25 protein-coding genes and 1 pseudogene are annotated in these 23,881 nt (G+C 37.1%); 14 read left to right on the forward strand and 12 right to left on the reverse strand.

The features are described from left to right. Positions 1 to 193 (forward strand): annotated as a pseudogene (locus BAQ44_RS31270) (hypothetical protein); the annotation flags it as partial. On the opposite strand, the gene BAQ44_RS10190 reads toward BAQ44_RS31270, so the two are convergent. Further along, the gene (locus BAQ44_RS10190) at positions 162 to 953 is read right to left on the reverse strand and encodes a phosphotransferase (protein WP_071721597.1); all 792 of its coding nucleotides are present in this window, start codon (positions 951 to 953) and stop codon (positions 162 to 164) included. The pseudogene BAQ44_RS31270 and the gene BAQ44_RS10190 overlap by 32 nt on opposite strands. A gap of 364 nt (positions 954 to 1,317) precedes the next feature. Between BAQ44_RS10190 and cspA the strand changes: the two genes are divergently transcribed. Beyond that, entirely contained in the window at positions 1,318 to 1,521 is a 204-nt protein-coding gene (gene cspA / locus BAQ44_RS10195; protein WP_000301522.1) for an RNA chaperone/antiterminator CspA, read from the forward strand. A gap of 120 nt (positions 1,522 to 1,641) precedes the next feature. On the opposite strand, the gene BAQ44_RS10200 is transcribed toward cspA, so the two are convergent. Then, positions 1,642 to 1,827: a hypothetical protein gene (locus BAQ44_RS10200; RefSeq protein WP_061676507.1), complete on the reverse strand. Its 186-nt coding sequence runs from the start codon at positions 1,825 to 1,827 to the stop codon at positions 1,642 to 1,644. A 284-nt stretch (positions 1,828 to 2,111) separates the two neighbouring features. On the opposite strand from BAQ44_RS10200, the gene BAQ44_RS10205 reads away from it, so the two are divergent. The 7 genes from BAQ44_RS10205 (at position 2,112) to BAQ44_RS10240 (ending at position 12,890) form a co-directional block, all read left to right on the forward strand. Beyond that, positions 2,112 to 2,693 (forward strand): competence protein ComK, encoded by a 582-nt coding sequence (locus tag BAQ44_RS10205; RefSeq protein WP_071721598.1) that lies wholly within the window; start codon positions 2,112 to 2,114, stop codon positions 2,691 to 2,693. Between the two features lie 388 nt (positions 2,694 to 3,081). After that, positions 3,082 to 3,666: a DUF4306 domain-containing protein gene (locus BAQ44_RS10210; RefSeq protein ID WP_071721599.1), complete on the forward strand. Its 585-nt coding sequence runs from the start codon at positions 3,082 to 3,084 to the stop codon at positions 3,664 to 3,666. A 356-nt stretch (positions 3,667 to 4,022) separates the two neighbouring features. Then, positions 4,023 to 4,616, forward strand: coding sequence for a TVP38/TMEM64 family protein (locus tag BAQ44_RS10220; protein WP_071721601.1), 594 nt, complete (start codon positions 4,023 to 4,025; stop codon positions 4,614 to 4,616). Between the two features lie 56 nt (positions 4,617 to 4,672). Beyond that, positions 4,673 to 5,236: a signal peptidase I gene (lepB, locus tag BAQ44_RS10225; protein ID WP_071721602.1), complete on the forward strand. Its 564-nt coding sequence runs from the start codon at positions 4,673 to 4,675 to the stop codon at positions 5,234 to 5,236. A gap of 116 nt (positions 5,237 to 5,352) precedes the next feature. Beyond that, positions 5,353 to 8,868, forward strand: a complete 3,516-nt coding sequence (gene addB / locus BAQ44_RS10230) for a helicase-exonuclease AddAB subunit AddB (protein WP_071721603.1) — start codon at positions 5,353 to 5,355, stop codon at positions 8,866 to 8,868. Then, complete coding sequence (gene addA, locus BAQ44_RS10235) at positions 8,865 to 12,590, forward strand: helicase-exonuclease AddAB subunit AddA (RefSeq protein WP_071721604.1); 3,726 nt, start codon at positions 8,865 to 8,867, stop codon at positions 12,588 to 12,590. Before addB ends, addA begins: the two co-directional genes overlap by 4 nt. Positions 12,591 to 12,602: 12 nt before the next feature. Then, positions 12,603 to 12,890 (forward strand): RNA polymerase alpha subunit C-terminal domain-containing protein, encoded by a 288-nt coding sequence (locus BAQ44_RS10240; protein ID WP_071721605.1) that lies wholly within the window; start codon positions 12,603 to 12,605, stop codon positions 12,888 to 12,890. A 48-nt stretch (positions 12,891 to 12,938) separates the two neighbouring features. On the opposite strand, the gene gerPF is transcribed toward BAQ44_RS10240, so the two are convergent. The 7 genes from gerPF to BAQ44_RS10275 all read right to left on the reverse strand — a co-directional run bounded on the left by gerPF (position 12,939) and on the right by BAQ44_RS10275 (position 15,202). Beyond that, positions 12,939 to 13,154: a spore germination protein GerPF gene (gene gerPF, locus BAQ44_RS10245; RefSeq protein WP_001141570.1), complete on the reverse strand. Its 216-nt coding sequence runs from the start codon at positions 13,152 to 13,154 to the stop codon at positions 12,939 to 12,941. A gap of 42 nt (positions 13,155 to 13,196) precedes the next feature. Then, the gene (locus tag BAQ44_RS10250) at positions 13,197 to 13,583 is read right to left on the reverse strand and encodes a spore germination protein GerPE (protein WP_061676293.1); all 387 of its coding nucleotides are present in this window, start codon (positions 13,581 to 13,583) and stop codon (positions 13,197 to 13,199) included. A 15-nt stretch (positions 13,584 to 13,598) separates the two neighbouring features. Further along, entirely contained in the window at positions 13,599 to 13,793 is a 195-nt protein-coding gene (gene gerPD / locus BAQ44_RS10255) for a spore germination protein GerPD (RefSeq protein ID WP_001052807.1), read from the reverse strand. Between the two features lie 6 nt (positions 13,794 to 13,799). After that, positions 13,800 to 14,414, reverse strand: coding sequence for a spore germination protein GerPC (gene gerPC / locus BAQ44_RS10260; RefSeq protein WP_071721606.1), 615 nt, complete (start codon positions 14,412 to 14,414; stop codon positions 13,800 to 13,802). 68 nt (positions 14,415 to 14,482) lie between these two features. Beyond that, the gene (gene gerPB / locus BAQ44_RS10265) at positions 14,483 to 14,689 is read right to left on the reverse strand and encodes a spore germination protein GerPB (protein ID WP_001012508.1); all 207 of its coding nucleotides are present in this window, start codon (positions 14,687 to 14,689) and stop codon (positions 14,483 to 14,485) included. 14 nt (positions 14,690 to 14,703) lie between these two features. Continuing rightward, complete coding sequence (gene gerPA, locus BAQ44_RS10270; RefSeq protein ID WP_001111187.1) at positions 14,704 to 14,925, reverse strand: spore germination protein GerPA; 222 nt, start codon at positions 14,923 to 14,925, stop codon at positions 14,704 to 14,706. Between the two features lie 97 nt (positions 14,926 to 15,022). Then, positions 15,023 to 15,202, reverse strand: coding sequence for an aspartyl-phosphate phosphatase Spo0E family protein (locus tag BAQ44_RS10275; RefSeq protein ID WP_029437819.1), 180 nt, complete (start codon positions 15,200 to 15,202; stop codon positions 15,023 to 15,025). Between the two features lie 246 nt (positions 15,203 to 15,448). Between BAQ44_RS10275 and BAQ44_RS10280 the strand changes: the two genes are divergently transcribed. Further along, positions 15,449 to 16,348 carry a fumarylacetoacetate hydrolase family protein gene (locus BAQ44_RS10280; RefSeq protein ID WP_071721607.1) on the forward strand — a complete coding sequence of 300 codons (900 nt, stop codon included), beginning with the start codon at positions 15,449 to 15,451 and terminating at the stop codon, positions 16,346 to 16,348. 33 nt (positions 16,349 to 16,381) lie between these two features. Here the strand turns inward: BAQ44_RS10280 and BAQ44_RS10285 are convergent, their stop codons facing one another. Beyond that, the gene (locus BAQ44_RS10285; protein ID WP_071721608.1) at positions 16,382 to 16,666 is read right to left on the reverse strand and encodes a hypothetical protein; all 285 of its coding nucleotides are present in this window, start codon (positions 16,664 to 16,666) and stop codon (positions 16,382 to 16,384) included. Between the two features lie 110 nt (positions 16,667 to 16,776). Beyond that, on the reverse strand, positions 16,777 to 17,967 hold the full coding sequence (gene rocD / locus BAQ44_RS10290) for an ornithine aminotransferase (RefSeq protein ID WP_000616654.1): 1,191 nt from the start codon (positions 17,965 to 17,967) through the stop codon (positions 16,777 to 16,779). Positions 17,968 to 18,117: 150 nt separating this feature from the next. Here rocD and BAQ44_RS10295 point away from each other — a divergent pair, with 150 nt between their 5' ends. Beyond that, positions 18,118 to 18,483, forward strand: coding sequence for a YisL family protein (locus BAQ44_RS10295; protein ID WP_071721609.1), 366 nt, complete (start codon positions 18,118 to 18,120; stop codon positions 18,481 to 18,483). A 58-nt stretch (positions 18,484 to 18,541) separates the two neighbouring features. On the opposite strand, the gene BAQ44_RS10300 is transcribed toward BAQ44_RS10295, so the two are convergent. Beyond that, positions 18,542 to 19,096 carry a DUF2777 domain-containing protein gene (locus BAQ44_RS10300; RefSeq protein ID WP_063260217.1) on the reverse strand — a complete coding sequence of 185 codons (555 nt, stop codon included), beginning with the start codon at positions 19,094 to 19,096 and terminating at the stop codon, positions 18,542 to 18,544. Positions 19,097 to 19,336: 240 nt separating this feature from the next. Here BAQ44_RS10300 and asnB point away from each other — a divergent pair, with 240 nt between their 5' ends. From asnB to katB, 3 genes are all read left to right on the forward strand, one after another. Next, positions 19,337 to 21,184 (forward strand): asparagine synthase (glutamine-hydrolyzing), encoded by a 1,848-nt coding sequence (gene asnB / locus BAQ44_RS10305; RefSeq protein ID WP_071721610.1) that lies wholly within the window; start codon positions 19,337 to 19,339, stop codon positions 21,182 to 21,184. 187 nt (positions 21,185 to 21,371) lie between these two features. Further along, positions 21,372 to 22,331: a ferrochelatase gene (gene hemH / locus BAQ44_RS10310; RefSeq protein WP_071721611.1), complete on the forward strand. Its 960-nt coding sequence runs from the start codon at positions 21,372 to 21,374 to the stop codon at positions 22,329 to 22,331. Between the two features lie 58 nt (positions 22,332 to 22,389). Then, entirely contained in the window at positions 22,390 to 23,856 is a 1,467-nt protein-coding gene (katB, locus tag BAQ44_RS10315; RefSeq protein ID WP_063260220.1) for a catalase KatB, read from the forward strand. Positions 23,857 to 23,881 lie beyond the last annotated feature (25 nt).

A 23,881-nucleotide genomic window follows, 5' to 3' on the forward strand; every position in this document is an offset into this window, starting at 1 on the left:
CGGAAGGGGCACCTCTTTGAAGGGTGCCCCTTATTATTTTTTAAACGATGCGCGAGTAAATGAAAATATATCGACGATTATTTCGATATATCAACGATTATTTCAATATATCGACGATTCGACAAAGGATATCGACTTACCGACAAAAAAAGACAATATGATTACATCCACTCAGCTCCATGATCACGAATAAACGCCATATCTTTTTCATAATGCTCTAAATGTCCTTCATCAATCATTCTTTGGAAATTCACATCGCCTTCTTGTGCTTTTCTTTTCATATATGTACATAACGCTTCTAATCGTAGTAACACCATTCCTAAGTAATCTTCGTCCATACTTTTACCATAGGACTGGACAAACAATTGTACTCTTTCTTTCATACGATCAGCATGTTGTGCTGATTCATAATGAACTGCCTCGCCTGATTCTGTATAATACACTCTACTTAAAGGCACACAAGTATAAAGTGTATAAGCGATATCCCAAATTCTTGGACCAGGAGCAGCAACATCGAAATCAATAATGCCTACTGGTTTTTCTTGATTAAAAATAATATTGTATATGGCAAAATCGTTATGGCATACAACTTCAATATTATTTGGAGTACAATCCATCGGTTTCCAATCATCTAATAAAGGAAAATCACTTACAGCATCATGGTACAGGCGAAGCATCTTTGCTATTTCTTTTAAAACATCATTAGACCGCATAGATTCTTTTAACGGATAATTCCCAGCTTCTCCTTCAATAAAGGATAAAATTTCTCTATCTTTTTCATCTACACCTAAAAACTTTGGAGCATGATGAAACCCTTTGTTTTCTAAGTGTTGTAATAATGTATGAATGTTTGCGCTACCTGGCTTTAATTCTCGCCGAACAGTATTTTCAGAACGATATACATTTGATACATTTCCCCCTGTAAGCTTTTCTTCGTTGGTGTAGTTCGACATATAATCCCCTCCAATATAATTATATTGTAACACTTCAGAACAAAGGTGTAATCGCATTCAAATGATGTGTGTGTTCATTTTAAAGTGAAATCCACACATACTAAAATCAATTATTTACGAATGTACAATCCAGTTGATTTGTCAGTTATTTTCAAAAAAGATTGTACATTTTATTTTAATGTGCTATGATAGTCCCAGTTGAATAGTTAAATTAAGCAATCCATATGTTATCAAGTGCTGAAAACGAACGAGAAAAAGTATGTGAGAATTAGTTTATGTTTCGTATTTGATAATGTGTGGATTCTTTTTTTAGACAGGAAGACTAAAAATTTAAAAATTTGTATTTTCTTAGGAGGAAATAATCATGGCAGTAACAGGACAAGTAAAATGGTTTAACAACGAAAAAGGCTTCGGTTTCATCGAAGTTCCAGGCGAAAACGATGTATTCGTACATTTCTCTGCAATCGAAACTGAAGGTTTCAAATCTTTAGAAGAAGGTCAAAAAGTTAGCTTCGAAATCGAAGAAGGTAACCGTGGACCTCAAGCTAAAAACGTAATCAAACTATAATTTTATAGTTTATTATGGAAAAAAGGGATGGCTGCTGCCATCCCTTTTTTTGTTATAATATACGATGGAATAGTATACAAAACGAAGAAGAGTAAAAGGCTTTCCAAAATGGAAGGCCTTTTACTCTTCTATTCCAATCTGTTTCTTTTCGCGTTTCTTACACTCAGGGCATTTCGATTTTCGAAAAGGCTTTACGAAGAATAGTAGAATGAAAAATAAGCCGAATATAATGCTGGATGAGTTTTTCACGATCACAATGCTGCTATTTTTCATTTGAATCGTTGGTTGAATTTCTTTTTCTTCCATAGTGGACCTCCATATATTGGATTTATCTTTTAATTATAGCAAAGTTAATTGTCGTAATGATGCGAAATGAGGAAGCAGTTGTAAATATTTATAGATAGTATAAATACATTTTGTATCGGTTTTTTATTTAAAAATCACTATATAATTATTTTATAATTTAAAAGATGTTTGATAAATGATAAAGTATTGTAAAAAAGCGGAATCTGTAAACCATTTCCTTTTCATAGATGCTAAAATTATATATGCAGCTGCTAATATAAATGGAAAAAAGGAGACAGTAGAATATGGAAAGTAAAGTAGAACGTTATGTTGAAAACTATGTGGTAAATAAAAATACAATGGCCTTACTTCCTGTTATTCTAAGTGAGAAGAAAATTGTTACACGAGTTGTTGAGAGGGAAGATTCCTTTTTCGTATTTCAAAAGCCTCTAGATATTATAGAAAGAAGTTGCCGCAAGCATGGTTCTAGTTTCTTAGGCAGAAAAGAAGGAACGAAAGAGTTAACTCATATTACACATAAAGCACCGATTGCGATTAGTCCGACAGATCAACTTTATTTTTTCCCCACTTATTCATACTCTAGAAAAGAGTGCGCTTGGTTGTCTCATTTTTATATTGAAAGTAATAAAGAGTCAAAGGACGGAAATGTTATTGTTAGATTTATAAATGGCTTTGCTGTGAAATTAGAAATATCAAAAAGTAGTTTTGAAAATCAACTAAATCGTACGGCAAAATTGCGTACTGAATATGAAGATCGTAGGAAAAAACAAGGGAGCCCCTGTTTTAAAGAGATAGATCAAAGGGATGAATCAACATTGAGGCCAGCTTATGAGAAAGTGTATTTTGTTAGAGAAGAGGATGTATGAGAGGAAAAGGATGGGGTGACTCATCCTTTTTTGATTTTATCCCGCTTTAATGGGCAGTAAGACCCCCACCTCAAAATTCAGCGAAAGCAAAGAAGTTAGGTGGGGGGCGGGCTGCCCATTAAAGTCCGATTGGTGAGGGCTAATAGTCAGTGGCGGATGAAGAAAACCCCCACTGATTAAAGTTTCACTTTATTATATATATCGTCACGCTGTAAGCTTCATAAAAAAGAAAATTCGGAAGATTTTGTTCTTTAGTGGTTTGGAATAGTGTAAAATTACATTAACAGTGTAATTTTACTTCATATATTTATTACACTGTTAATATATATCATTTTACATTAGTGGCATACATGATATTGCTTACCTTATTGTATAAAAAGGAGATGGTATGTTGAAAAGGACTATGTTATTTTGGGCGCAATATATTCTTGTTTTGCCTATACTATTGCTTACCTTTATGTTTACTGGTTTTGTTGGTAGTCAGTTAATGATAGGGGCTGACAAACAATATTTTATTTTTACGCCTCAAAATGCAACAGAATATAGTCAAATTAGTGAAATTGATAAATTCCTATTTTCTTTTTCAATTCAACCAGCTGTCACCATAGTATTTCTACTGTCGATCGTGTATGTACTGACACTTCTTGTTTTTCAAATTATGGAATGCAAGAAGCAAAGAAAGATATTACACAGCTTGCAATATATGATTCTTATCCCAATTTTTCTTTACGTGTGGTTAGGAACGATGAAGTTTTCCGCAGTTGATTTAACGTGGATAGATAATTGGAAAGATTATCTTATATTCACTCCTGCAACTATAACGAATGAGCAAGATATATATATGATTGATAAGTTTCTATACAAATTTCGAATGTTACCTATTCGGAGTACAGTATTAATACTATCTTTTATATACATGTTGATCCTAATTGTGATTGACAGTGTACGTTTGTTGAAAAAATGTAAGAAATAGAAAATAGAAAAGGATCATTGTTTGAAGGTAAATGATCCGCTGCTACTTATTTTTGTATAGGTAGAAATAACCCTACATGCAGTAGGATTATTCTTATGAAAAAGATTAATTATTACTTTCTCTATTTTCTTCTTTTTTATAATAATCATTGAGTGATAATCTGGGCACATTGTCTAAACTGACTTCATATCTTGTCGAATATTGATAGATTATCATAGCATAATAATGAAGGAATTCTAATGAAAGATATGGAAACTTAATAATTACATCTCCATATGTCGTATCTACCATTTCCTCTTTCATATAGGCAATGATACAGTAGAGGTAGTACTTAGAGTAAAGGGGTAAAGTGTAGAATGGATTTTCAGACAATCAAAGAGTATTTTTCACCAGAAAATATGGATCATATTGTTGAAAGTTATAAAGCGTTCGGACCACTTCTTGGTATTGGTTTACCGATGATAGAAGCGTTGATTCCGGCATTGCCACTCATCGTATTTGTACTGGCGAATGCTGTTGCATTTGGATTTTGGCTCGGTTTTCTTTATTCTTGGCTTGGATCAGTAATGGGTGCTTTGCTTGTCTTTTTCATTATCCGCCATTTTGGCCGAAGTCGTTTCTTTTCTTTTGTAAATAAGCATGAGAGAGTACGGAAGGCAATGGGATGGATTGAAAGGAAAGGGTTCGCGCCGATTTTCGTTATATTTTGTTTTCCGTTTACACCGTCTGCGCTTATAAATGTTGTTGCTGGTTTATCTCGCATTAGTATAAAACAGTTTGGCCTTGCGCTCGCGTTCGGAAAACTTGTAATGATTTTTATTTTAACGTATATCGGCCATGATTTAATGTCATTTATTCATAATCCGGTGAAATCAGTCATTGTAGCAATTGGTATTTTTATTTTATGGTATGTCGGCAAGAAAATCGAAGTAAAGTTAGAACTACAGTAAGAATAGTCTTCTTTGTAAAGGAAAGCTTCATTATTAAAGGATAAGGGGAGAAGCGGATGAAGAAAACTTTGAAAAAAGAAGGCATAGAGTGGATACGAACAATTTTAATTGGTGTATTATTAGCTGTATTTTTTCGAACGTTTTTCTTTTCAACGTACGTTGTAGAGGGGAAGTCAATGATGCCAACATTGCAAGATGGCAATATGCTCGTTGTAAATAAGGTGAGTTATCAAGTGGGGGACTTGAACAGGTTTGATGTTGTTGTGTTTCATGCGAATAAAAAAGAGGACTATGTAAAACGAATTATCGGTTTACCTGGGGATCAAATTGAATATAAGCATGATAAACTATATATAAACGGACAATTCTTGGATGAACCTTATTTAGAGACGTATAAGAAAGAGATAAATGGACGACAACTAACAGGTGATTTTAAACTAGAAGAGTTAACGAAAGAAAAGTCGGTACCACCTGGATATATTTTTGTAGTAGGCGATAACCGCCTCGGAAGCTGGGATAGTAGACACTTTGGATTTGTAAAAGCTGATACAGTTGTCGGTAAAGTTGATTTACGATATTGGCCAATTCAAGAGGTGCAAACGAATTTTTCAAAAGGTTGATATAATAGGTAGAAGTATAGTAAAAGACAAACTACTCCGTTTGTCTTTTTTCGTGTCCTATAATACAATTATAGTAGCAAACTAACGTTCGTTATGTAAGTGAAAGGTGGGGTTACATGTCACTTCGATTTGTGATTGGTAGAGCGGGAAGTGGAAAAAGTACACTTTGTTTACACGAAGTGCAAGAAGAGTTAAAGCAGCGCCCAAGAGGGGAAACAATATTATATCTTGTGCCAGAACAGATGACATTCCAAACGCAGCAGGCGTTAATTGGTAGTGAGGATGTTAGAGGTTCTATTCGGGCACAAGTTTTTAGTTTTTCACGGTTAGCGTGGAAGGTGCTGCAAGAAGTTGGCGGAGCGAGTCGTCTTCACATTGATGAAGCGGGCGTACATATGCTACTTCGTAAAATTGTAGAGTCTCGTAAAGATGGATTATCAGTGTTCCAAAAAGCAGCGGAGCAAAACGGTTTCTTTGAACATCTTGGTAGTATGATTGCGGAGTTTAAACGTTACAACGTGACGCCATCTAACGTATATGAAATGTGGCAACAATTAGATGCACATAGTAGCAGTGCCGAACAAAAGCTATTAGCGAATAAAGTGTATGATCTACAACTATTATATGATGATTTCGAACGTGCTTTAATCGGAAAATATTTAGATTCAGAAGACTACCTGCAATTGCTAGTGGAAAAGCTTCCGCAATCTGAATATGTAAATGGGGCTGAAATTTATATAGATGGATTTCATTCTTTCTCACCGCAAGAACTAGAAATTGTAAGACAGCTTATGATTTGCGGAGCGAGAGTTACAATCACGTTAACGATAGATGAAAAAACGTTAGCGCAGCCAGTAAATGAACTAGATTTATTTTATGAAACGACGTTAACATATGAAAAAATAAAGCAAGTAGCACGTGAAGAGAAGATAGAAATTGAAAAAACGATTCCACTTATGGAACAACCACGTTTTCATTCGCAAGCATTAGCGCATTTAGAAACGCATTATGAAGCGCGTCCGAATGAAAAGTTTTACGGGGAAGCAAGTGTAACGATTCATACAGCAGCGAATTTACGAGCTGAAGTAGAAGGTGTTGCCCGTGAAATTCGTAGACTTGTGGCGGATGAAGACTACCGTTACCGAGATATTGCGGTTCTTCTTCGTAATGGAGAAAGTTATTACGATGTGATGCGAACGTTATTTACAGATTATAATATCCCGCACTTCATCGATGAAAAACGCCCGATGTCACATCATCCGCTAGTAGAATGTATTCGTTCTGCACTAGAGATTATTAGCGGGAATTGGCGTTATGATGCAGTGTTTCGCTGTGTGAAAACAGAGCTTTTATATCCATTAGACGTAAGAAAAGAAACGATGCGCGAAGAGATGGATGAGTTTGAAAACTACTGTTTAGCGTACGGTGTACAAGGGAAGAGATGGACTTCAGAAGATCCGTGGATGTATCGCCGCTATCGTTCTCTTGACGATACAGACGGGATGATTACAGACAGTGAACGTGAAATGGAAGAGAAAATAAATCGACTACGCGACGTTGTAAGAACGCCTGTTATTCGTATGCAAAAAAGGCTGAAGCGTGCGGGAACAGTTATGCAAATGTGCGAAGCTGTTTACTTATTTTTAGAAGAGCTTGATGTTCCGAAAAAGCTAGAAGCATTACGTGTTCGTGCAGAAGAGAGCGGAGATTTCTTATTCGCGACAGATCATGAGCAAGTATGGGAAGAAGTAATGAGTCTTCTTGATACGTTCGTTGAAATGCTTGGCGAAGAGAAAATGTCACTTTCTATGTTCACAGATGTTATGTCGACAGGTCTTGAGGCGCTTCAATTCGCAAACATTCCGCCGTCATTAGACCAAGTGTTAATTGCGAATATTGATCGCTCTAGATTATCAAATGTGAAAGCAACATTTGTCATTGGCGTGAATGAAGGTGTGATTCCGGCAACACCGATGGATGAAGGTATGCTTTCTGATGAAGAAAGAGATGTTCTTAGCGCTGCAGGTATTGAATTAGCACCAACGACGAGACAAACTTTACTAGAAGAACAGTTTGTTATGTACCAAATGGTAACGAGAGCGACTGAGAAATTATATATTTCTTGTCCGCTAGCAGATGAAGAAGGAAAGACTTTACTTGCGTCTAGCTTTATTAAGAAAATAAAAAGAATGTTCCCTGATGTGAAAGATACATTTATTACGAATGACGTAAATGATTTATCACGTTCGGAACAAATTTCATACGTAGCAACGCCAGAAGTAACGTTGTCCTATGTAATGCAGCAACTTCAAACGTGGAAACGATACGGATTTGAAGGGAATTTAGACTTTTGGTGGGATGTATATAACTTCTACGTTACTTCAGATGAATGGAAGCAAAAAAGTAGCCGCGTATTATCAAGCTTATTCTATCGAAATCGTGCGCAAAAGCTAAGTTCAGTTGTAAGTAGAGATTTATACGGAGACACAATAAAAGGAAGCGTCTCTCGTATGGAACTATTTAACCGTTGCGCATATGCTCATTTCGCGCAGCACGGTTTATCGTTAAGAGAGCGTGATATTTTCAAACTGGATGCACCGGATATTGGCGAGCTATTCCATGCAGCGCTGAAGAGAATTGCAGACAGGCTATTACGTGAAAATCGTACTTGGGCAGATTTATCAATAAAAGAGTGTGAGCATCTTTCTGCTTTAGTAATAGAAGAAATTGCACCGTTATTACAAAGACAAATTTTATTAAGTTCAAACCGTCATTTCTATTTAAAACAAAAACTACAACAAATCATTTTCCGTACGTCAATCATTCTTCGTGAGCACGCGAAATCAAGCGGTTTCGTACCAGTTGATTTAGAAGTGCCATTCGGTATGGGCGGTACAGGATCACTTCCGCCGATGGAATTCTCATTACCAAATGGTGTGAAGATGGAAGTAGTTGGGCGTATTGACCGTGTTGATAAGGCAGAAGATGAAAGTGGTACGTTCCTACGTATTATTGACTATAAATCAAGCTCAAAAGCGTTAGACTTAACGGAAGTATATTACGGATTGGCACTTCAAATGTTAACGTATTTAGATGTTGTTACTTCAAATGCACATACGTGGATGAAAAAAGGCGGCACGGCATCACCGGCTGGTGTGCTGTACTTCCATATTCATAACCCGATTGTTGAGATGAAGGGTGATGCATCTGAAGCGGAAATCGAAAAAGAAATTTTAAAGAAATTTAAAATGAAAGGACTCGTGCTAGGCGATGCTGATGTTGTTCGTTTAATGGATAACAAACTTTCAACAGGAAGCTCTGATATTATTTCTGCGGGTCTGAAAAAAGACGGTAGCTTTAGTGCGCGTTCGAGCATTGCAAGTGAACAAGAGTTTAACGTATTGCAAAAATACGTACACCATACGTTTGAAAATATCGGAAAAGATATTACAGAAGGCGTTATTGATATTGCTCCTTACAAAAAGGGGAATAAAGCGGCATGTACGTTCTGTAACTTCAAATCTGTTTGTCAGTTCGATGAATCACTTGAAGATAATCAATTCCGTACGCTAAAAGATATGAAAGATAGCGAAGCGATGGAGAAAATTAGAGAGGAGGTTGGCGGAGAATGATTGAAAATTGGCCTAAAAAACCAGAAGGTAGTCAGTGGACAGATGACCAGTGGAAAGCAGTTGTAGCGAACGGACGTGATATTTTAGTCGCAGCAGCAGCTGGATCAGGGAAAACAGCGGTATTAGTTGAACGTATTATTAAAAAGATTATAAGTGAAGAAAATCCAGTCGATGTCGACCGCCTGCTCGTTGTAACATTTACGAATGCAGCGGCGCAAGAGATGAAAAATAGAATTGGGGAAGCGTTAGAAAAAGTATTAATTGATGAGCCAGGCTCTCAGCACGTAAGAAAGCAGCTGAGCCTATTAAATAAAGCATCTATTTCGACGATCCATTCCTTTTGTTTACAAGTAATTAGAGGATACTACTACATGCTTGATGTTGATCCTCGTTTTCGCATTGCGAATCAAACAGAAAACGAATTATTAAAAGAAGAAGTATTAGATGACATATTAGAAGCAGAGTATGGAATTGAAGATAATACGATATTCTTTGAACTCGTTGATCGTTATACGAGTGATCGTAGTGATGATGACTTACAGCGTATGATTTTAGCGCTTCATACAGAATCAAGAGCGCATCCAAATCCGGAAAAATGGCTCGATAAATTAGTAGAAGCATACGACGTGGAAGGAAAAACAATTGAAGATTTAGTGTATGCTTCTTACTTATTGGAAGATGTGAAATTCCAGATTGAAACAGCAGAACAGCATATTCGTAAAGCAATCGAACTCGCAATGCTTCCTGATGGCCCGGCGCCTCGCGTTGAAACCTTGCAAGCTGATGCAGTTTTACTTGGAACGTTATCATCAGCTGCTCGTGAATCGTGGACAAGCGTTTATGAAGCGATGCAAAACGTATCTTGGCAAACGTTAAAGCGTATTAAGAAAAGTGATTACAATGAAGATATTGTAAAACAAGTAGACTCTCTTCGTAATAAAGCGAAAGATGAAGTGAAGAAATTACAAGAAGAGTTATTTAGTCGCAAACCTGAAAGTTTCTTACGAGATTTTCAAGATATGCATCCTGTATTAGAAAAACTCGTACAGCTTGTAAAAGTATTTACAGAGCGTTTCCAAGCGATGAAACGAGATAAAGGAATGGTCGATTTCACAGATTTAGAGCATTTCTGTTTACAAATTTTAAGTGAACAAAGTGAAAACGGTGAAATGAAGCCATCAGCAGTAGCGCTTCAATATCGTAATAAATTTGCTGAAGTACTAGTCGATGAATATCAAGATACGAACTTTGTGCAGGAATCCATTATTAAATTCGTAACGAAAGATTCTGAGAGTGAAGGGAACTTGTTCATGGTAGGTGACGTGAAGCAGTCGATTTATCGTTTCCGACTAGCAGAACCAGGCCTGTTCCTAGGAAAGTATAAACGCTTCACACAAGAAGGATCAGGCGGCGGAATGAAGATAGACTTAGCGAAAAACTTCCGTAGTCGTCATGAAGTGTTAGCGGGTACGAACTTTATTTTCAAACAAATTATGGGTGAAGAAGTCGGAGAAATCGACTACGATGCAGACGCTGAATTAAAGTTAGGTGCTAGCTATCCAGAAGGTGAAGATGTAGCGGCAGAACTACTATGCATTCAGCAAACAGAAGAAGAAGTGCAAGACGGTGAAGAAGGCGCGGAAGTAGAAAAAGCGCAGCTTGAAGCTCGTCTTATGGCGCAGCGCATTAAAGCGATGGTTGATTCAGGTTATGAAGTGTATGATCGTAAAACGGATAGTATGCGCCCTGTACAATACCGCGATTTCGTTATTTTACTTCGCTCTATGCCGTGGGCGCCGCAAATTATGGAAGAGTTAAAGCTGCAAGGAATTCCAGTATACGCTGATCTTGCGACTGGTTACTTTGAAGCGACAGAAGTAAATATTATGATGAACGTATTCCGCGTGATTGATAATCCAATGCAAGATATTCCACTTGCTGCAGTGCTTCGTTCACCAATCGTTGGATTAAATGATGAAGAACTTGCGACGCTTCGTGCTCACGGAAAGAAAGGTTCGTTTTATGAAGTAATGAGCTCATTCTTAAAAGGGGCACCGCTTGAGGAAGAGCAAGAACTACATGATAAATTAGAGTGGTTCTATAATTTACTGCAAGGATGGCGTGAATTCGCGCGCCAACAGTCACTTTCTGATTTAATTTGGAAAGTATACGGTGAGACAGGTTATTACGACTTTGTTGGCGGTTTACCAGCTGGAAAGCAAAGGCAAGCAAACCTACGTGTACTTTATGACCGGGCAAGACAATATGAAGCAACATCGTTTAGAGGATTATTCCGCTTCTTACGCTTTATTGAGCGTATTTTAGAACGCGGTGACGATATGGGTACGGCGAGAGCTTTAGGTGAACAAGAAGATGTCGTTCGTATTATGACGATTCATAAAAGTAAAGGATTAGAGTTCCCAGTCGTGTTTGTTGCGGGGCTTGGTCGCCGTTTTAATACACAAGATTTAATGAAACGTTTCTTACTGCATAAAGATTTCGGTTTCGGTTCACAATTTATCGATCCTCGTAAACGTATTAAATATACGACATTATCGCAACTAGCAATTAAGCGTAAAATGAAAATGGAATTAATCGCGGAAGAAATGCGCGTATTATACGTAGCGTTAACACGTGCAAAAGAAAAGTTAATTTTAATCGGAACGGTTAAGGATGCAAATAAGGAAATGGAAAAATGGCTTGATGCTAGGGAGCATAGTGAATGGTTATTACCAGATCATATACGTGCCGGAGCGTCTTGTTATTTAGACTGGATTGCACCTTCATTATATAGACATCGTGATAGTGAAATGCTTCTTGAATTAGGACAAGGTAGTATTCCGGGTGAAATTTATGACTATGACACGAGCTGGAAAGTCGAAGTTGTAGACGGTAGCACGTTACTTGCGCCAGAACCGGTTCAAGAAGAGAAACAAGAATTACTAGAAGCACTTCGTGAGAAAAAAGCTGTTCCCCTGCAAAGTGAACGAAAAGAAGAAGTGTATGACAGATTAATGTGGAAGTACGGATATGAGGAAGCAACATCTCACCGTGCGAAACAATCTGTTACGGAAATAAAGAGAAATTATCAATCTGAAGAAGGTAGCGATAACGCCTTTATTAAAAAAATGCGTGCGCCAATTCAAACGCGTCCTCGTTTTATGGAGAAAAAAGGATTAACATACGCTGAAAGAGGTACGGCAGTTCACGCTGTCATGCAACATGTTGATTTGAAGAAGCCGATTACAGAAGAAGTGATTCGGGAGCAAATTAGTGGCATGGTTAATAAAGAACTATTAACATTCGAACAAGCCGAAGAAATAGCAATCGAAAAAGTCATTTCATTCTTTGACAGTGATCTAGGTAAAAGGGTATTAGCGGCGAAAAGTGTTGAGCGTGAAGTACCATTTACGATGATGCTTGCAGCAGAAGAAGCATATCAAGATTGGCAAGGACAGAGCGGGGAATCAATACTTGTCCAAGGGGTTATCGACTGTATGATTGAAGAGGAAGACGGCATTACGTTAATCGACTTTAAAACAGATACGATTGAAGGAAAGTTCCCAGGTGGATTTGATCAAGCGAAACCAATTTTAGAAGATCGATACAAAGTGCAGCTTTCGTTATATGCAAAGGCACTTGAAAAAAGCTTGCAACATCCTGTGAAAGAGAAATGCTTATACTTCTTTGATGGCAATCATATTGTAAAAATTGAAGAATAGAGGGACTTGAAAATGGCAACGGAAAAAACGTTAAGAACGTGTGAAAAAGGACATGAATACTATAAAAGTAGCGATTGTCCAACTTGCCCAGATTGTGAGAAAGAAAAGAAACCAACAACAGGATTTCTTTCACTTCTTTCATCACCAGCACGAAATGCGCTAGAGCATCATGGAATTCACACGATAGAAGAACTATCAAAGTATAGTGAGAAAGAAATTTTAAAACTGCATGGTATGGGGCCAGCGTCTATGCCGAAGCTTAGAAAGGCTTTGGAGGAAAGCGGATTATCATTTAAATAAAATGAAATTGTAATAAGAAAAAAGTAGGAGATATTCTCCTACTTTTTTTTACGCTGTTCCAATTTGATCTTGATCGGCCACATCAGAATCAAACGTATTTGTTGCACTAACGCCGCTAAAAGTATTCACGACAAATCCAACATTGGAAGCTCCGGATCCGTTATAAGCTTTCGTATTTTCTTTCGGAGATACGTTATAAAAATCCCCTAAATTAAAAGAACCATTACTGTTTTGAACGACGAGATTTCCAACAACGGAAGGCATACCATCCACCTACTTTACTAAGCTTTTTAATTACTATATGAATTATGGAGCGGAAGGTTCATCAGTAATATATTGGCGGATTTGCATAATACGAGAGTTATTGAAAGCATAATCAACATTTCCAATTTGAAAGCAACCAGAATTTAAGAGTGTTCGTAATTCAACGTCATTCACTTCAATAAAAGGACATTCATTTACAATGTTTAATTTTACATCTGTCGTTCGTTTTGGGATTGTGACATGTTCATCAGTAAAAATTTCAAATGCATCTAAGCGACCTTCGCCTTTTATATAACAAGGAATTTCCCTATGGACGGCAAGAGCTCTACTTTTTAACTCCATTTGATTTGCGTCCCCAACTTGAAATACGGCAGTAATCCCTAAAGAAATAATAGAAACATTTTGGACAACAGACACATGATGTAACATAATTTCTCAGTCTCCTTAACCTGGAGTAGGAGGGACATCTGTGACTAACGGTACAAATGGACCCTCTGTTACAGTTTCAAATGGTGTATCAAGAATAGAAGATAGAATGAGGAGGTTCGCATCCCCAATTAAAAAGAGTGCAGATGACGATACACCGTTCATTTTAATCTGCCCGACCTTTAATTCACGATTTACAACGTTAAGATTCATACATACTTACTCCTTTCGGAAATTGCCCGGTATGTGTTGAATAAAAGAGAGGAAGGCTTTGTCGATATCATGTTTCATTGCTTGAATAATAATATCTCGTAAATAGTCTGGGTCTGTTGAAATTCCTTCATATGATTGCGCTTGTGTTAAATAATAAGGAAGTCTATGCTCCATCTGTTTTTTTATGTCATCAACCATCATTTGTCGATACATTTCATCGAGCGGCGTTCTCTCTTCTTGTTCAAAATGGAGAATTCGATTATATGCTTCTTCATCTAAGTAACGATGCATTTCTTGAAGGATACCTTGGTAAAAGTCTGGATTTGTATCTGTTTCAGGATTTACTTTTAATGTTTCTGTATCCACTTGGAAATCTTCAATTTGCTGTCCTTTTGCTGAAAACGGATTTAAACCAATATTTAAAGTACCATTTAAATTTTCGACTTTTAATTGATCGAATTTGTATTCCACTTTTCCTACAGAAGAGGAGGGGCGATTTTTTAATTCGTTAAGCTCTTCTTGGAGTTGGCGCACTTGATCCTCTAAATTCAGGATGGATGCTTGTTGTATTTGAAGAGCTTGCTGAAGTTGGTGTAAGTAAGTATATATATCTTGATTCATTTTGTGAAACCTCCTTTTCAATAGGGAGGGTAAATATATTCCTGCTATATATTTATGACAAGGATGTCTTAAGAAGAACTAGTTGATGGTTTGATAGAAATAATTTGTCCTTTTGCCTGTAATGGGCGAAGGGGTTCTGTAAATCCGCCAGTATTAGAGAACTTAGATAGAGCTTTAATACTTCCAGCAGTACCAATTTGAAATACAGAAGAGGTTGTAATGCTATCAATTTTAATGCTGTTAATGATGATGCTTTGGTTTACGTAAAAATTCAATGCAATCGCCTCCTCTAAGTTGAACCAATTATCGCTTGATCAATTACATCGGAGTCATTAACAGTCGTTGCGCTTTGATAATTGTAGACAGAAACGTTATCTCCAACATTAAAAGAGCCGGCCCCGGCGAAAGCGCGTGAATAACTAATAGGCCTAATCGCAAATACATCTCCAATATGAAAAATACCACTTGATCCAATATTGACGATACGAATATGTCCGACCATAGCTGGCATACAAAACACCTTTCGTTTTTAAAATTTTCTTTTCTACTATTGTATGGGCGTTTTCAATAAAATGTGTGTTTTTTTTGAAATAAAAGAAACACACGCGTTATTGCGTGTGTGTTTCGAGTGTTTGATTAGGGTGAAAATCCGTATGTACATGCCAAATTGCATTTAAGAGCCTGTCCAGTTCTTGGCTACAATCCACTGTTTTTTGAGAAGTCATTCCATAGCGTTCAGCAAAATAAATCATTTTTTCACGTTTTTTTTCAATCGCTTGCTCAAACATTGAAATCGGCTCCATCTCTAAATGAAATTTTTAGTATATATGTAGTACATATTATACAAAAATCCCATAAAAAAGAAACACCTTCGCTAAAAAAAGTAAAAATTCTACATTTTATGCCAAATATAAAGGAGTAACGGATAGGATATGAGAAGAATATTGTAAAAATTAGCGTGCATGAGAAGGTTTTTTTCTTACGGATGCGAATACAATTAAATGGTATGAGTTTTAGGATGGAGAGTGGAAATATTGCGTTTGGTAACGGCGAAAAAAGATGAAAAGGTATTTGTTGGTGTTGTGGATGAAGAGGAAGAAAAGGTATTGCATGTAAGAGAAGCGCAAAGACAAAAAGGGGAAAAAGTTACGATTCCAATTACGATGTTAGAGTGTATTGAAAGAGGAACCGAGTGCTTTGAAAAAATATGTGATATTGTAAATTGGGCGAAGGAAAATGAAGGGGCGGCGTATTATCCGTTAACTGAGGTGAAAATATTAGCACCAATTCCAAGGCCGAGGAAGAATATTCTTTGCGTTGGAAAAAACTATCGTGAGCATGCGATAGAAATGGGCGGAGTAGAATCCATTCCGGAAAATATAATGATCTTTACGAAAGCGCCAACGACAGTTATTGGCATGGATGAAAAAATTAATAGTCATCCCCACGCAACGAATGAACTAGACTATGAAGGAGAACTAGCTATCATCATCGGTAAGCGAGGGAAACAAATAAAAAAAGAAAAAGCGCTTGAGCATGTGTTTGGTTACACCATTATAAATGATATAACTGCTCGCGACATTCAAAGGAAGCATAAACAATTTTTCCTTGGAAAAAGTTTCGATACATTTTGTCCGATGGGACCGTATTTAATTCATAAATCAATGATTGAAACGCCAAATGCGTTACACATTGAAACGGTAGTAAACGGGGAAGTAAGGCAAACTTCAAATACAAATAAAATGATTTTTTCAATAGAAGAAATTATTTCAACGATAAGTAAAGGCATGACGTTAGAACCAGGAGATATTATCGCAACAGGAACGCCGGCTGGAGTCGGAAAAGGTTTCACACCACCGAAGTTTTTGCATGCTGGTGATGAAGTTGTCATTACAGTAGAAGGCATTGGTACTTTGCGAAATGTAGTGAAATGAAAAAAGAGCTATCTTATCGAAGATAGCTCTTTTTTACGGTCTTGGGTTATAGAGGTAATCAATAATAGAAAAAATGTAAAGACCAATGAATGCAAGTGTACAAATGCCAAATAGTATAACGGTAAGTGCACTTTTTTCTCGTCCAAAACCAATGATGGTAAGAATAACAGCAGTCCAAAATGATGCTTTCAGTAGTATGAATGTAGTAGAAGTTGAGTAGTTAATAAGCAATGTTGTGGAAAGTAGGAAGCCAAAGAATGTAACTAAAATAAAAGATGTAGCCAAATAGTTAATGTGTTTGCCGTACCTTAATAACATATCGAATCTCCTTTACAATTTTAAAAGGCAGAAAATTACAACTTTATTTTAGTATAAATCAATATAAAAAGAAAGAGGTTGTCCCAACATGTAGGACAACCCCTCTATTATTACGATAATACCGCTTTAATTTTTTGGAATGCCCACTCTAAATCTTCTTCAGAGATTACTAGAGGTGGTGCGATACGAATCACATTTTCGTGTGTTTCTTTACATAATAGACCAGCTGCTTTTAGTTGTTCACAGTAGGGACGAGCTGGCTCGTTTAATTCGATACCGATGAATAAACCTTTACCACGAACTTCAGTGATCATTGGGTTATCAATCTCTTTTAATTGCCCAACTAATTTTTCACCTAATTGAAGAGAACGCTCTGTTAATTTTTCTTCTTCTAACACTTCAAGAGCTGCGATAGAAACAGCACATGCAAGTGGGTTACCACCGAATGTAGAACCGTGAGAACCTGGCTCGAATACGCCTAAAATGTCGCGGTTTGCTGCTACGCAAGAGATTGGGAATACGCCGCCGCCAAGTGCTTTACCAAGTATGTACATGTCAGGAGTTACATTGTCCCAATCACAAGCAAATACTTTACCAGTACGGCCTAAACCTGTTTGGATTTCATCTGCTACAAATAAAACGTTTTCTTTTTTACATACTTCAAGAGCTTCTTTTAAGTAACCAGCTGGTGGGATGTTAATTCCTGCTTCACCTTGGATAGGCTCTAAAATGAATGCAGCTGTATTTGGTGTAATAGCAGCTTTTAACGCTTCTAAATCACCGTAAGGAATTACGATAATGCCAGGAAGCATTGGACCGAATCCACGCTTGTACTCTTCGTTTGAAGACATAGAAACAGCACCCATTGTACGGCCGTGGAAGTTATCTTCACAAACGATAATTTCAGCACGATTTGCTTCTACTTTCTTCACATCATAAGCCCAGCGGCGAGCCGTTTTAATTGCAGTTTCAACAGCTTCTGCACCTGTATTCATTGGAAGTACCATTTCTTTATTAGTTAGTTTCGCAACTTTTTCGTACCAAGGACCCAATTGATCGCTATGGAAAGCACGAGAAGTTAACGTAACACGATTAGCTTGGTCAATTAAAGCGTTAATAATTTTTGGGTGACGATGACCTTGGTTTACTGCAGAATATGCACTTAATAAGTCCATATAGCGGTTTCCTTCAGGATCTTCTACCCAAACGCCTTCTGCTTTAGAAATAACGATTGGAAGTGGGTGATAGTTATTTGCCCCGTATGTGTCTGTAAGTTCGATAATATCCTTAGTTTGAATCATGATTGTTCCCCCTTTTGTTATTACAAGAAGTTTGTAAATACTCTAAATATTATAGCATTTAAATGTAAAAAAGCGAAACATTTCCTGAAAATAAATGAACATGTTATCATATAGAGTGAAAAAGTGTGAAAAGAGGAGGTAAGGGATACGATGGTACATATGCATATTACAGCATGGGCGTTAGGTTTAATTTTATTCTTCGTTGCATATTCACTTTATTCAGCAGGAAGAAAAGGTAAAGGTGTACATATGGGGCTTCGTCTTATGTACATTATCATTATTGTGACAGGCTTCATGTTGTACATGGGTATTATGAAGACTGCAACAAGTAACATGCACATGTGGTATGGTTTAAAAATGGTAGCTGGTATTTTAGTTATCGGTGGAATGGAAATGGTTCTTGTAAAAATGAGCAAAAACAAACCAACAGGGGCGGTTTGGGGCTTATTTATTGTTGCGTTAGTAGCGGTAATATACTTAGGTCTAAAATTACCGATTGGCTGGCAAGTATTCTAATAAAAAATAAAACCACCTTATAATCTCAAATGTTTGGGAGGTAAGGTGGTTTTTTATTTTAGGTTGCATCGATATGCAACTCTTCTCCGTTTGCTTTCGTAAAACGAAACATGTTTTTATTTGACGCAGCGTGACGAACGAAATGATGCTGCAATGTACAAATCATTTCTTCGTTATCGAACAAAAGAATATTTACTCCTTCGCATGCTTCTTCTTTCGGTAAGAAAGATAAATAATTATGACAATACATGCAATCATATAAAGAGTAGTGAAGGGATTGCAATGATTCGGTTAATAACGTAAAGACAGAGTCAGGTAATTCCTCAAGCCATTCCGTATAGCTAAGAAGTAATTTCTTTCGAATTCGTATCATTTCCCCGTTTTGCAGGTGGTGCTGTTCGTTGGCGATTTGTAATACATCTTGTTCATAGAAACGAGCTGGTAGCCAGTTGTTGTTATATAAAATCTCAAAACCATCTTCGGCAATATCTTCTAATAAAAATGCTTCATCATTTTCATCATCAAAGAATACCCATTCATTGTTTATATATTCTACATTACCGACTGTATGAGCGCGAGGCTGGTTATATAAAATATGGTTACGTTGTATCATACACGATTTCTCCTTTATGAAAAGTAGTTATTTCTGTTATAGACAGTTCGTGCATTCTTTATAACTAGACACATCTAGACATAGGTGGGCATACAATAAAACACGTTTTACTGAGTGAAAATGCTATTCCATATGTGGATAGTAGGTTATCGTCAAGTTTTTCGTTTTTTTGATCCGCACCTTGTAGGGTGGGGATTACTGCTCGTTTAGGAAAAGAAATAGGATGGAAGGATGATTTATATGTGCGGGATTACAGGATGGGTGGATTATAAACGCTCATTAGAAGGAGAACGGGACGTCGTTACGAAGATGGCTGAGACGTTAGCAAAACGTGGCCCAGATGATAATAAAGTTTGGATTAAAGGCAATGTCGCATTTGGGCATAAACGGTTAATCGTTGTGGACCCTGAGGGCGGGAAACAACCGATGACTTGTTTAAAAGATGAAACGAATTATGCAATTTGTTATAACGGTGAACTGTATAACACAGAGGATATTCGAAAGGAATTATTAAGAAGAGGATATACGTTCAAAGGGCATTCTGATACGGAGGTGCTATTAGCGTCGTATATGGAATGGAAAGAAGAATGTGTCGATCATTTAAACGGTATATATGCGTTTGCTGTATGGGATGAACAGAAAGAACAAGTATTTATTGCGCGAGATCGATTAGGTGTAAAACCGCTATTTTATAAATACGATAGTGGACGATTACTATTTGGTTCAGAGTTGAAAGCGATACTGGCTCATCCAGATGTGAAGGCAGAAGTAACGTTAGAAGGATTATCCGAAATATTCGGTCTTGGGCCGTCTAGAACGCCTGGTCATGGTATTTATGCTGGTATAAAAGAATTACGTCCAGGTCATGCGATGACATTTTCAAAGAACGGTTTATGTATATGGAGATATTGGAATGTGGAAAGCAAAAAACATGAAGATTCCTTTGAAGAAACAGTAGAGAAAACACGCTTTTTATTACAAGATGCGATTACAAGGCAGCTCGTTTCTGATGTACCACTATGCACTTTTCTATCAGGCGGTGTAGATTCGAGTGCTATTACAGCAATTGCTGCGAAAGAATATGCAAGGTCAGGAAAAGGGCAATTACACACATATTCTGTTGATTATGAAGATAATGACAAATACTTTAAAGCGAATGCGTTTCAGCCCAATTCAGATGCGCCATTTATTCATTTGATGACAGAGACGTTTCAAACAATCCACCATCGTTGCGTCATTTCAAATGAACAATTAGCACAGTATTTAACAGAAGCAGTACTCGTTCGTGATTTGCCTGGTATGGCAGATATCGATTCGTCATTATTGTGGTTTTGCCGTGAAATTAAACAAGATTTTGTCGTCGGTTTATCTGGGGAATGTGCAGATGAAATATTTGGTGGTTATCCGTGGTTTTATAGAGAAGATGATTTACAATCGAGTGCCTTTCCGTGGATGCGATCTACAGAAGCACGTGAACAACTGCTAAAGAAAGAATGGAGAAATAAATTAAACTTACAACAATATGTACAGCAGCGCTATGAAGAATCCATTCAAGAAGTTCCTGTTTTAGAGGGAGAAAGCCCAATTGAAGCGAAGAGACGACAATTATTTTACTTGAACATGGTATGGTTTATGACAACATTATTAGACAGAAAAGACCGTATGAGTATGGGGGCAAGCTTAGAAGTACGTGTTCCATTTGCAGATCACCGACTTGTCGAATATGCGTGGAATATTCCTTGGGAAATGAAAATGTATAAAAACCGCGAAAAAGGTCTATTGCGTAAGGCGTTAGAAGGATTACTTCCAAATGACATCTTATATAGAAAGAAGAGCCCATATCCGAAAACGCATAATCCGCACTATACGAAAGCAGTCACAGTATGGCTACAAGATTTATTAACGGATAAAGGCTCAATTTTGCACGAGTTATTTGATAAAGAGCAATTGAGCGGCTTGATTGAGTCAGGCGGCAGTGCATTTCAATCGCCTTGGTTCGGTCAATTAATGACTGGGCCTCAGCTTTTAGCTCATTTAGCGCAAATTCACGTTTGGTTTAAAGAGTATGGGGTAAATATTAAGGAATAGAAGAAAAGCGACTTACTTTTATGTAAGTCGCTTTTTATTAAATAAATTGTCAAATAAAATTCAAAATCATATTAGAAATAATATTTATTTATAACAATTATCTTTACGTACTTATTATTCATTGTTATAATTGGAAACAAATGTTCTTGAAAAAGATTCTCATTTACAAAATTGAGGTGTTATATAGATGACAAAGAAAAAAATAGGTTTACTCGTAATGGCGTATGGAACACCAGAATCATTAGATGATGTAGAAGCGTACTATACACATATTCGCCACGGGCGTAAGCCTTCAGAAGAAGCACTCCAAGACTTAATCGGGCGCTATAAAGCGATTGGTGGAATTTCGCCACTTGCAAAAATTACGAAAGAGCAGGCGCATAAATTAACAGATTCAATGAATAATATATTTACAGAGTATGAATTTACTTGTTATTTAGGATTAAAACATATAGCGCCATTTATAGAAGATGCAGTAGAAGAGATGAAGAGCGATGGAATTGAGCAGGCGATTAGTATCGTATTAGCGCCGCATTATTCTACGTTTAGCATTAAAGCGTATAATGATCGTGCGATTCGTCTTTCAAAAGAAATCGGTGGTCCTGTTATTGCTCCGATTGAACAATGGTACGATGAACCGAAATTTATTTCCTATTGGGCAGAGCAAATAAAAGAAACATTTACAAAGATTGAAGATAAGGAGAAAGCTGTCGTAATTTTTTCAGCGCATAGTTTACCAGAGAAAATTATTGCAGCAGGGGACCCTTATGTGGAGCAATTGCAGCATACAGCAGATTTAATCGCAGCAGCTGCAAATATTCAAAACTATACAACTGGTTGGCAAAGTGCCGGAAATACACCGGATCCATGGATTGGACCGGATGTGCAAGATTTAACGAGAGATTTATTTGAAGTGCATGGATATGAATCTTTCGTATATTGCCCAGTTGGGTTTGTCGCAGAGCATTTAGAAGTTTTATATGACAACGATTATGAGTGTAAAGTTGTAACTGATGAATTAAATGCTCGATACTTTAGACCAAATATGCCAAATTCACAATCTGTATTTATCAATTGCTTAGCTGAAATTGTTTCCAAAAAAATGAAGGAAATAGTTGACAAGAACTTAATTTTGAATAATAATTAATTTATAATAATTTTAAATAAATAATTATTACTATGAAAGAAAGAGGAGGATCCCCCAGATGAATCCAAATAATCGCTTAACAACAAACCAAGGTGCTCCGGTTGGAGATAACCAAAATTCTCGTACAGCTGGTCGCCGTGGACCGGTATTATTAGAAGACTATCATTTAGTAGAAAAACTGGCTCACTTTGATCGTGAACGTATTCCAGAACGCGTTGTACATGCACGTGGTGCAGGTGCTCACGGTGTATTCGTAACGAAAAACAGCATGAAGCAATATACAAAGGCAGCGTTTTTACAAAATGAAGGAACTGAAACGCCTGTATTTGTTCGTTTCTCGACGGTTATTCATGGTCAAGGTTCTCCAGAAACAGCTCGTGACCCACGCGGGTTCGCTGTTAAATTTTATACAGAAGAAGGAAATTACGATATTGTAGGTAACCATTTACCGGTCTTCTTCATTCGTGATGCAATTAAATTCCCTGATATGGTGCATTCTTTAAAACCAGCACCTGATACAAACGTTCAAACGCCAGACCGTTACTGGGATTTCATGACGTTAAGTCCAGAATCTACACATATGATGACATGGGTATTTTCTGATTACGGTACACCAGCTAGTTATCGTGAAATGGAAGGTTTCGGTGTTCATTCATTTAAATGGATTAATGCAGAAGGTAAAATTGTCTACATTAAATATCACTGGAAACCACAGCAAAGTGTACGTAACTTAAGTGCAAAAGAGGTGCAAGAAGTACAAGGAAAAGATTTCAACCATGCAACTCGTGACTTGTTCGATGCAATCGAAAAAGGAAATTATCCGAAGTGGGATTTACACGTACAAGTGATGCAACTAGAAGAAACGGATTCTTTAGATTTCGATCCATTAGACCCAACGAAAGTATGGCCGGAAGATCGCTTCCCATTAATTGAAGTAGGGACGATGACGTTAAATCGTAATCCGAAAAACTTCTTCGCAGAAGTAGAGCAAGTGGCGTTCTCTCCAAGTGCAACTGTAAATGGTATTGAACCATCAGAAGATAAATTATTACAAGGTCGTTTATTCTCTTATCCAGATACACAGCGTTACCGTCTTGGTGCGAACTACTTACAAATTCCTGTAAACTGCCCGTACGCAGCTGTTCATAACCAACAACGTGATGGTGCGATGCAAATAAATCAAAATCCATCTACAATTAACTACGAACCGAGCCGTCATACTGAAAATCCAGTTGAAGACCCGACTTACCGCGATTCAACTATGAAAGTAGAAGGCTATGTATCTCGTGAAAAAATTGACAAACCAAATGATTTCAAACAAGCAGGTGAGCGTTACCGTTCGTTCTCTAAAGAAGAGCAAGACAACTTAATTGCAAACTTAACAAATGACTTAAAAGACGTAAATGAGCGCACGAAATTACTAGCTGTTTGTAACTTCTTCCGTGCAGATCAAGAGTACGGAATGCGTTTAGCGCAGTCTTTAAATGTTGATATTACGCAATATGTAGGGAATGCTCCGAAATAAATAGGAAAAGACGACTGTTTAACAG

The sequence above is a fragment of the Bacillus mobilis genome, from assembly GCF_001884045.1.
GTDB classification, from domain to species: Bacteria; Bacillota; Bacilli; order Bacillales; family Bacillaceae_G; genus Bacillus_A; species Bacillus_A mobilis.

Coding starts and splice junctions, on each gene's coding strand:
- addB (WP_071721603.1), top strand. CDS start 5,353: ATGTCACTTCGATTTGTGATTGGTAGAGCGGGAAGTGGAAAAAGTACA.
- BAQ44_RS10200 (WP_061676507.1), bottom strand. CDS start 1,827: ATGGAAGAAAAAGAAATTCAACCAACGATTCAAATGAAAAATAGCAGC.
- rocD (WP_000616654.1), bottom strand. CDS start 17,967: ATGATTCAAACTAAGGATATTATCGAACTTACAGACACATACGGGGCA.
- katB (WP_063260220.1), top strand. CDS start 22,390: ATGAATCCAAATAATCGCTTAACAACAAACCAAGGTGCTCCGGTTGGA.
- BAQ44_RS10220 (WP_071721601.1), top strand. CDS start 4,023: ATGGATTTTCAGACAATCAAAGAGTATTTTTCACCAGAAAATATGGAT.
- BAQ44_RS10300 (WP_063260217.1), bottom strand. CDS start 19,096: ATGATACAACGTAACCATATTTTATATAACCAGCCTCGCGCTCATACA.
- BAQ44_RS10250 (WP_061676293.1), bottom strand. CDS start 13,583: ATGTTACATCATGTGTCTGTTGTCCAAAATGTTTCTATTATTTCTTTA.
- lepB (WP_071721602.1), top strand. CDS start 4,673: ATGAAGAAAACTTTGAAAAAAGAAGGCATAGAGTGGATACGAACAATT.
- asnB (WP_071721610.1), top strand. CDS start 19,337: ATGTGCGGGATTACAGGATGGGTGGATTATAAACGCTCATTAGAAGGA.
- gerPA (WP_001111187.1), bottom strand. CDS start 14,925: ATGCCAGCTATGGTCGGACATATTCGTATCGTCAATATTGGATCAAGT.
- BAQ44_RS10295 (WP_071721609.1), top strand. CDS start 18,118: ATGGTACATATGCATATTACAGCATGGGCGTTAGGTTTAATTTTATTC.
- hemH (WP_071721611.1), top strand. CDS start 21,372: ATGACAAAGAAAAAAATAGGTTTACTCGTAATGGCGTATGGAACACCA.
- BAQ44_RS10285 (WP_071721608.1), bottom strand. CDS start 16,666: ATGTTATTAAGGTACGGCAAACACATTAACTATTTGGCTACATCTTTT.
- gerPD (WP_001052807.1), bottom strand. CDS start 13,793: ATGAATCTTAACGTTGTAAATCGTGAATTAAAGGTCGGGCAGATTAAA.
- gerPC (WP_071721606.1), bottom strand. CDS start 14,414: ATGAATCAAGATATATATACTTACTTACACCAACTTCAGCAAGCTCTT.
- BAQ44_RS10190 (WP_071721597.1), bottom strand. CDS start 953: ATGTCGAACTACACCAACGAAGAAAAGCTTACAGGGGGAAATGTATCA.
- BAQ44_RS10210 (WP_071721599.1), top strand. CDS start 3,082: ATGTTGAAAAGGACTATGTTATTTTGGGCGCAATATATTCTTGTTTTG.
- BAQ44_RS10205 (WP_071721598.1), top strand. CDS start 2,112: ATGGAAAGTAAAGTAGAACGTTATGTTGAAAACTATGTGGTAAATAAA.
- BAQ44_RS10240 (WP_071721605.1), top strand. CDS start 12,603: ATGGCAACGGAAAAAACGTTAAGAACGTGTGAAAAAGGACATGAATAC.
- cspA (WP_000301522.1), top strand. CDS start 1,318: ATGGCAGTAACAGGACAAGTAAAATGGTTTAACAACGAAAAAGGCTTC.
- gerPF (WP_001141570.1), bottom strand. CDS start 13,154: ATGCCTTCCGTTGTTGGAAATCTCGTCGTTCAAAACAGTAATGGTTCT.
- addA (WP_071721604.1), top strand. CDS start 8,865: ATGATTGAAAATTGGCCTAAAAAACCAGAAGGTAGTCAGTGGACAGAT.
- BAQ44_RS10275 (WP_029437819.1), bottom strand. CDS start 15,202: ATGTTTGAGCAAGCGATTGAAAAAAAACGTGAAAAAATGATTTATTTT.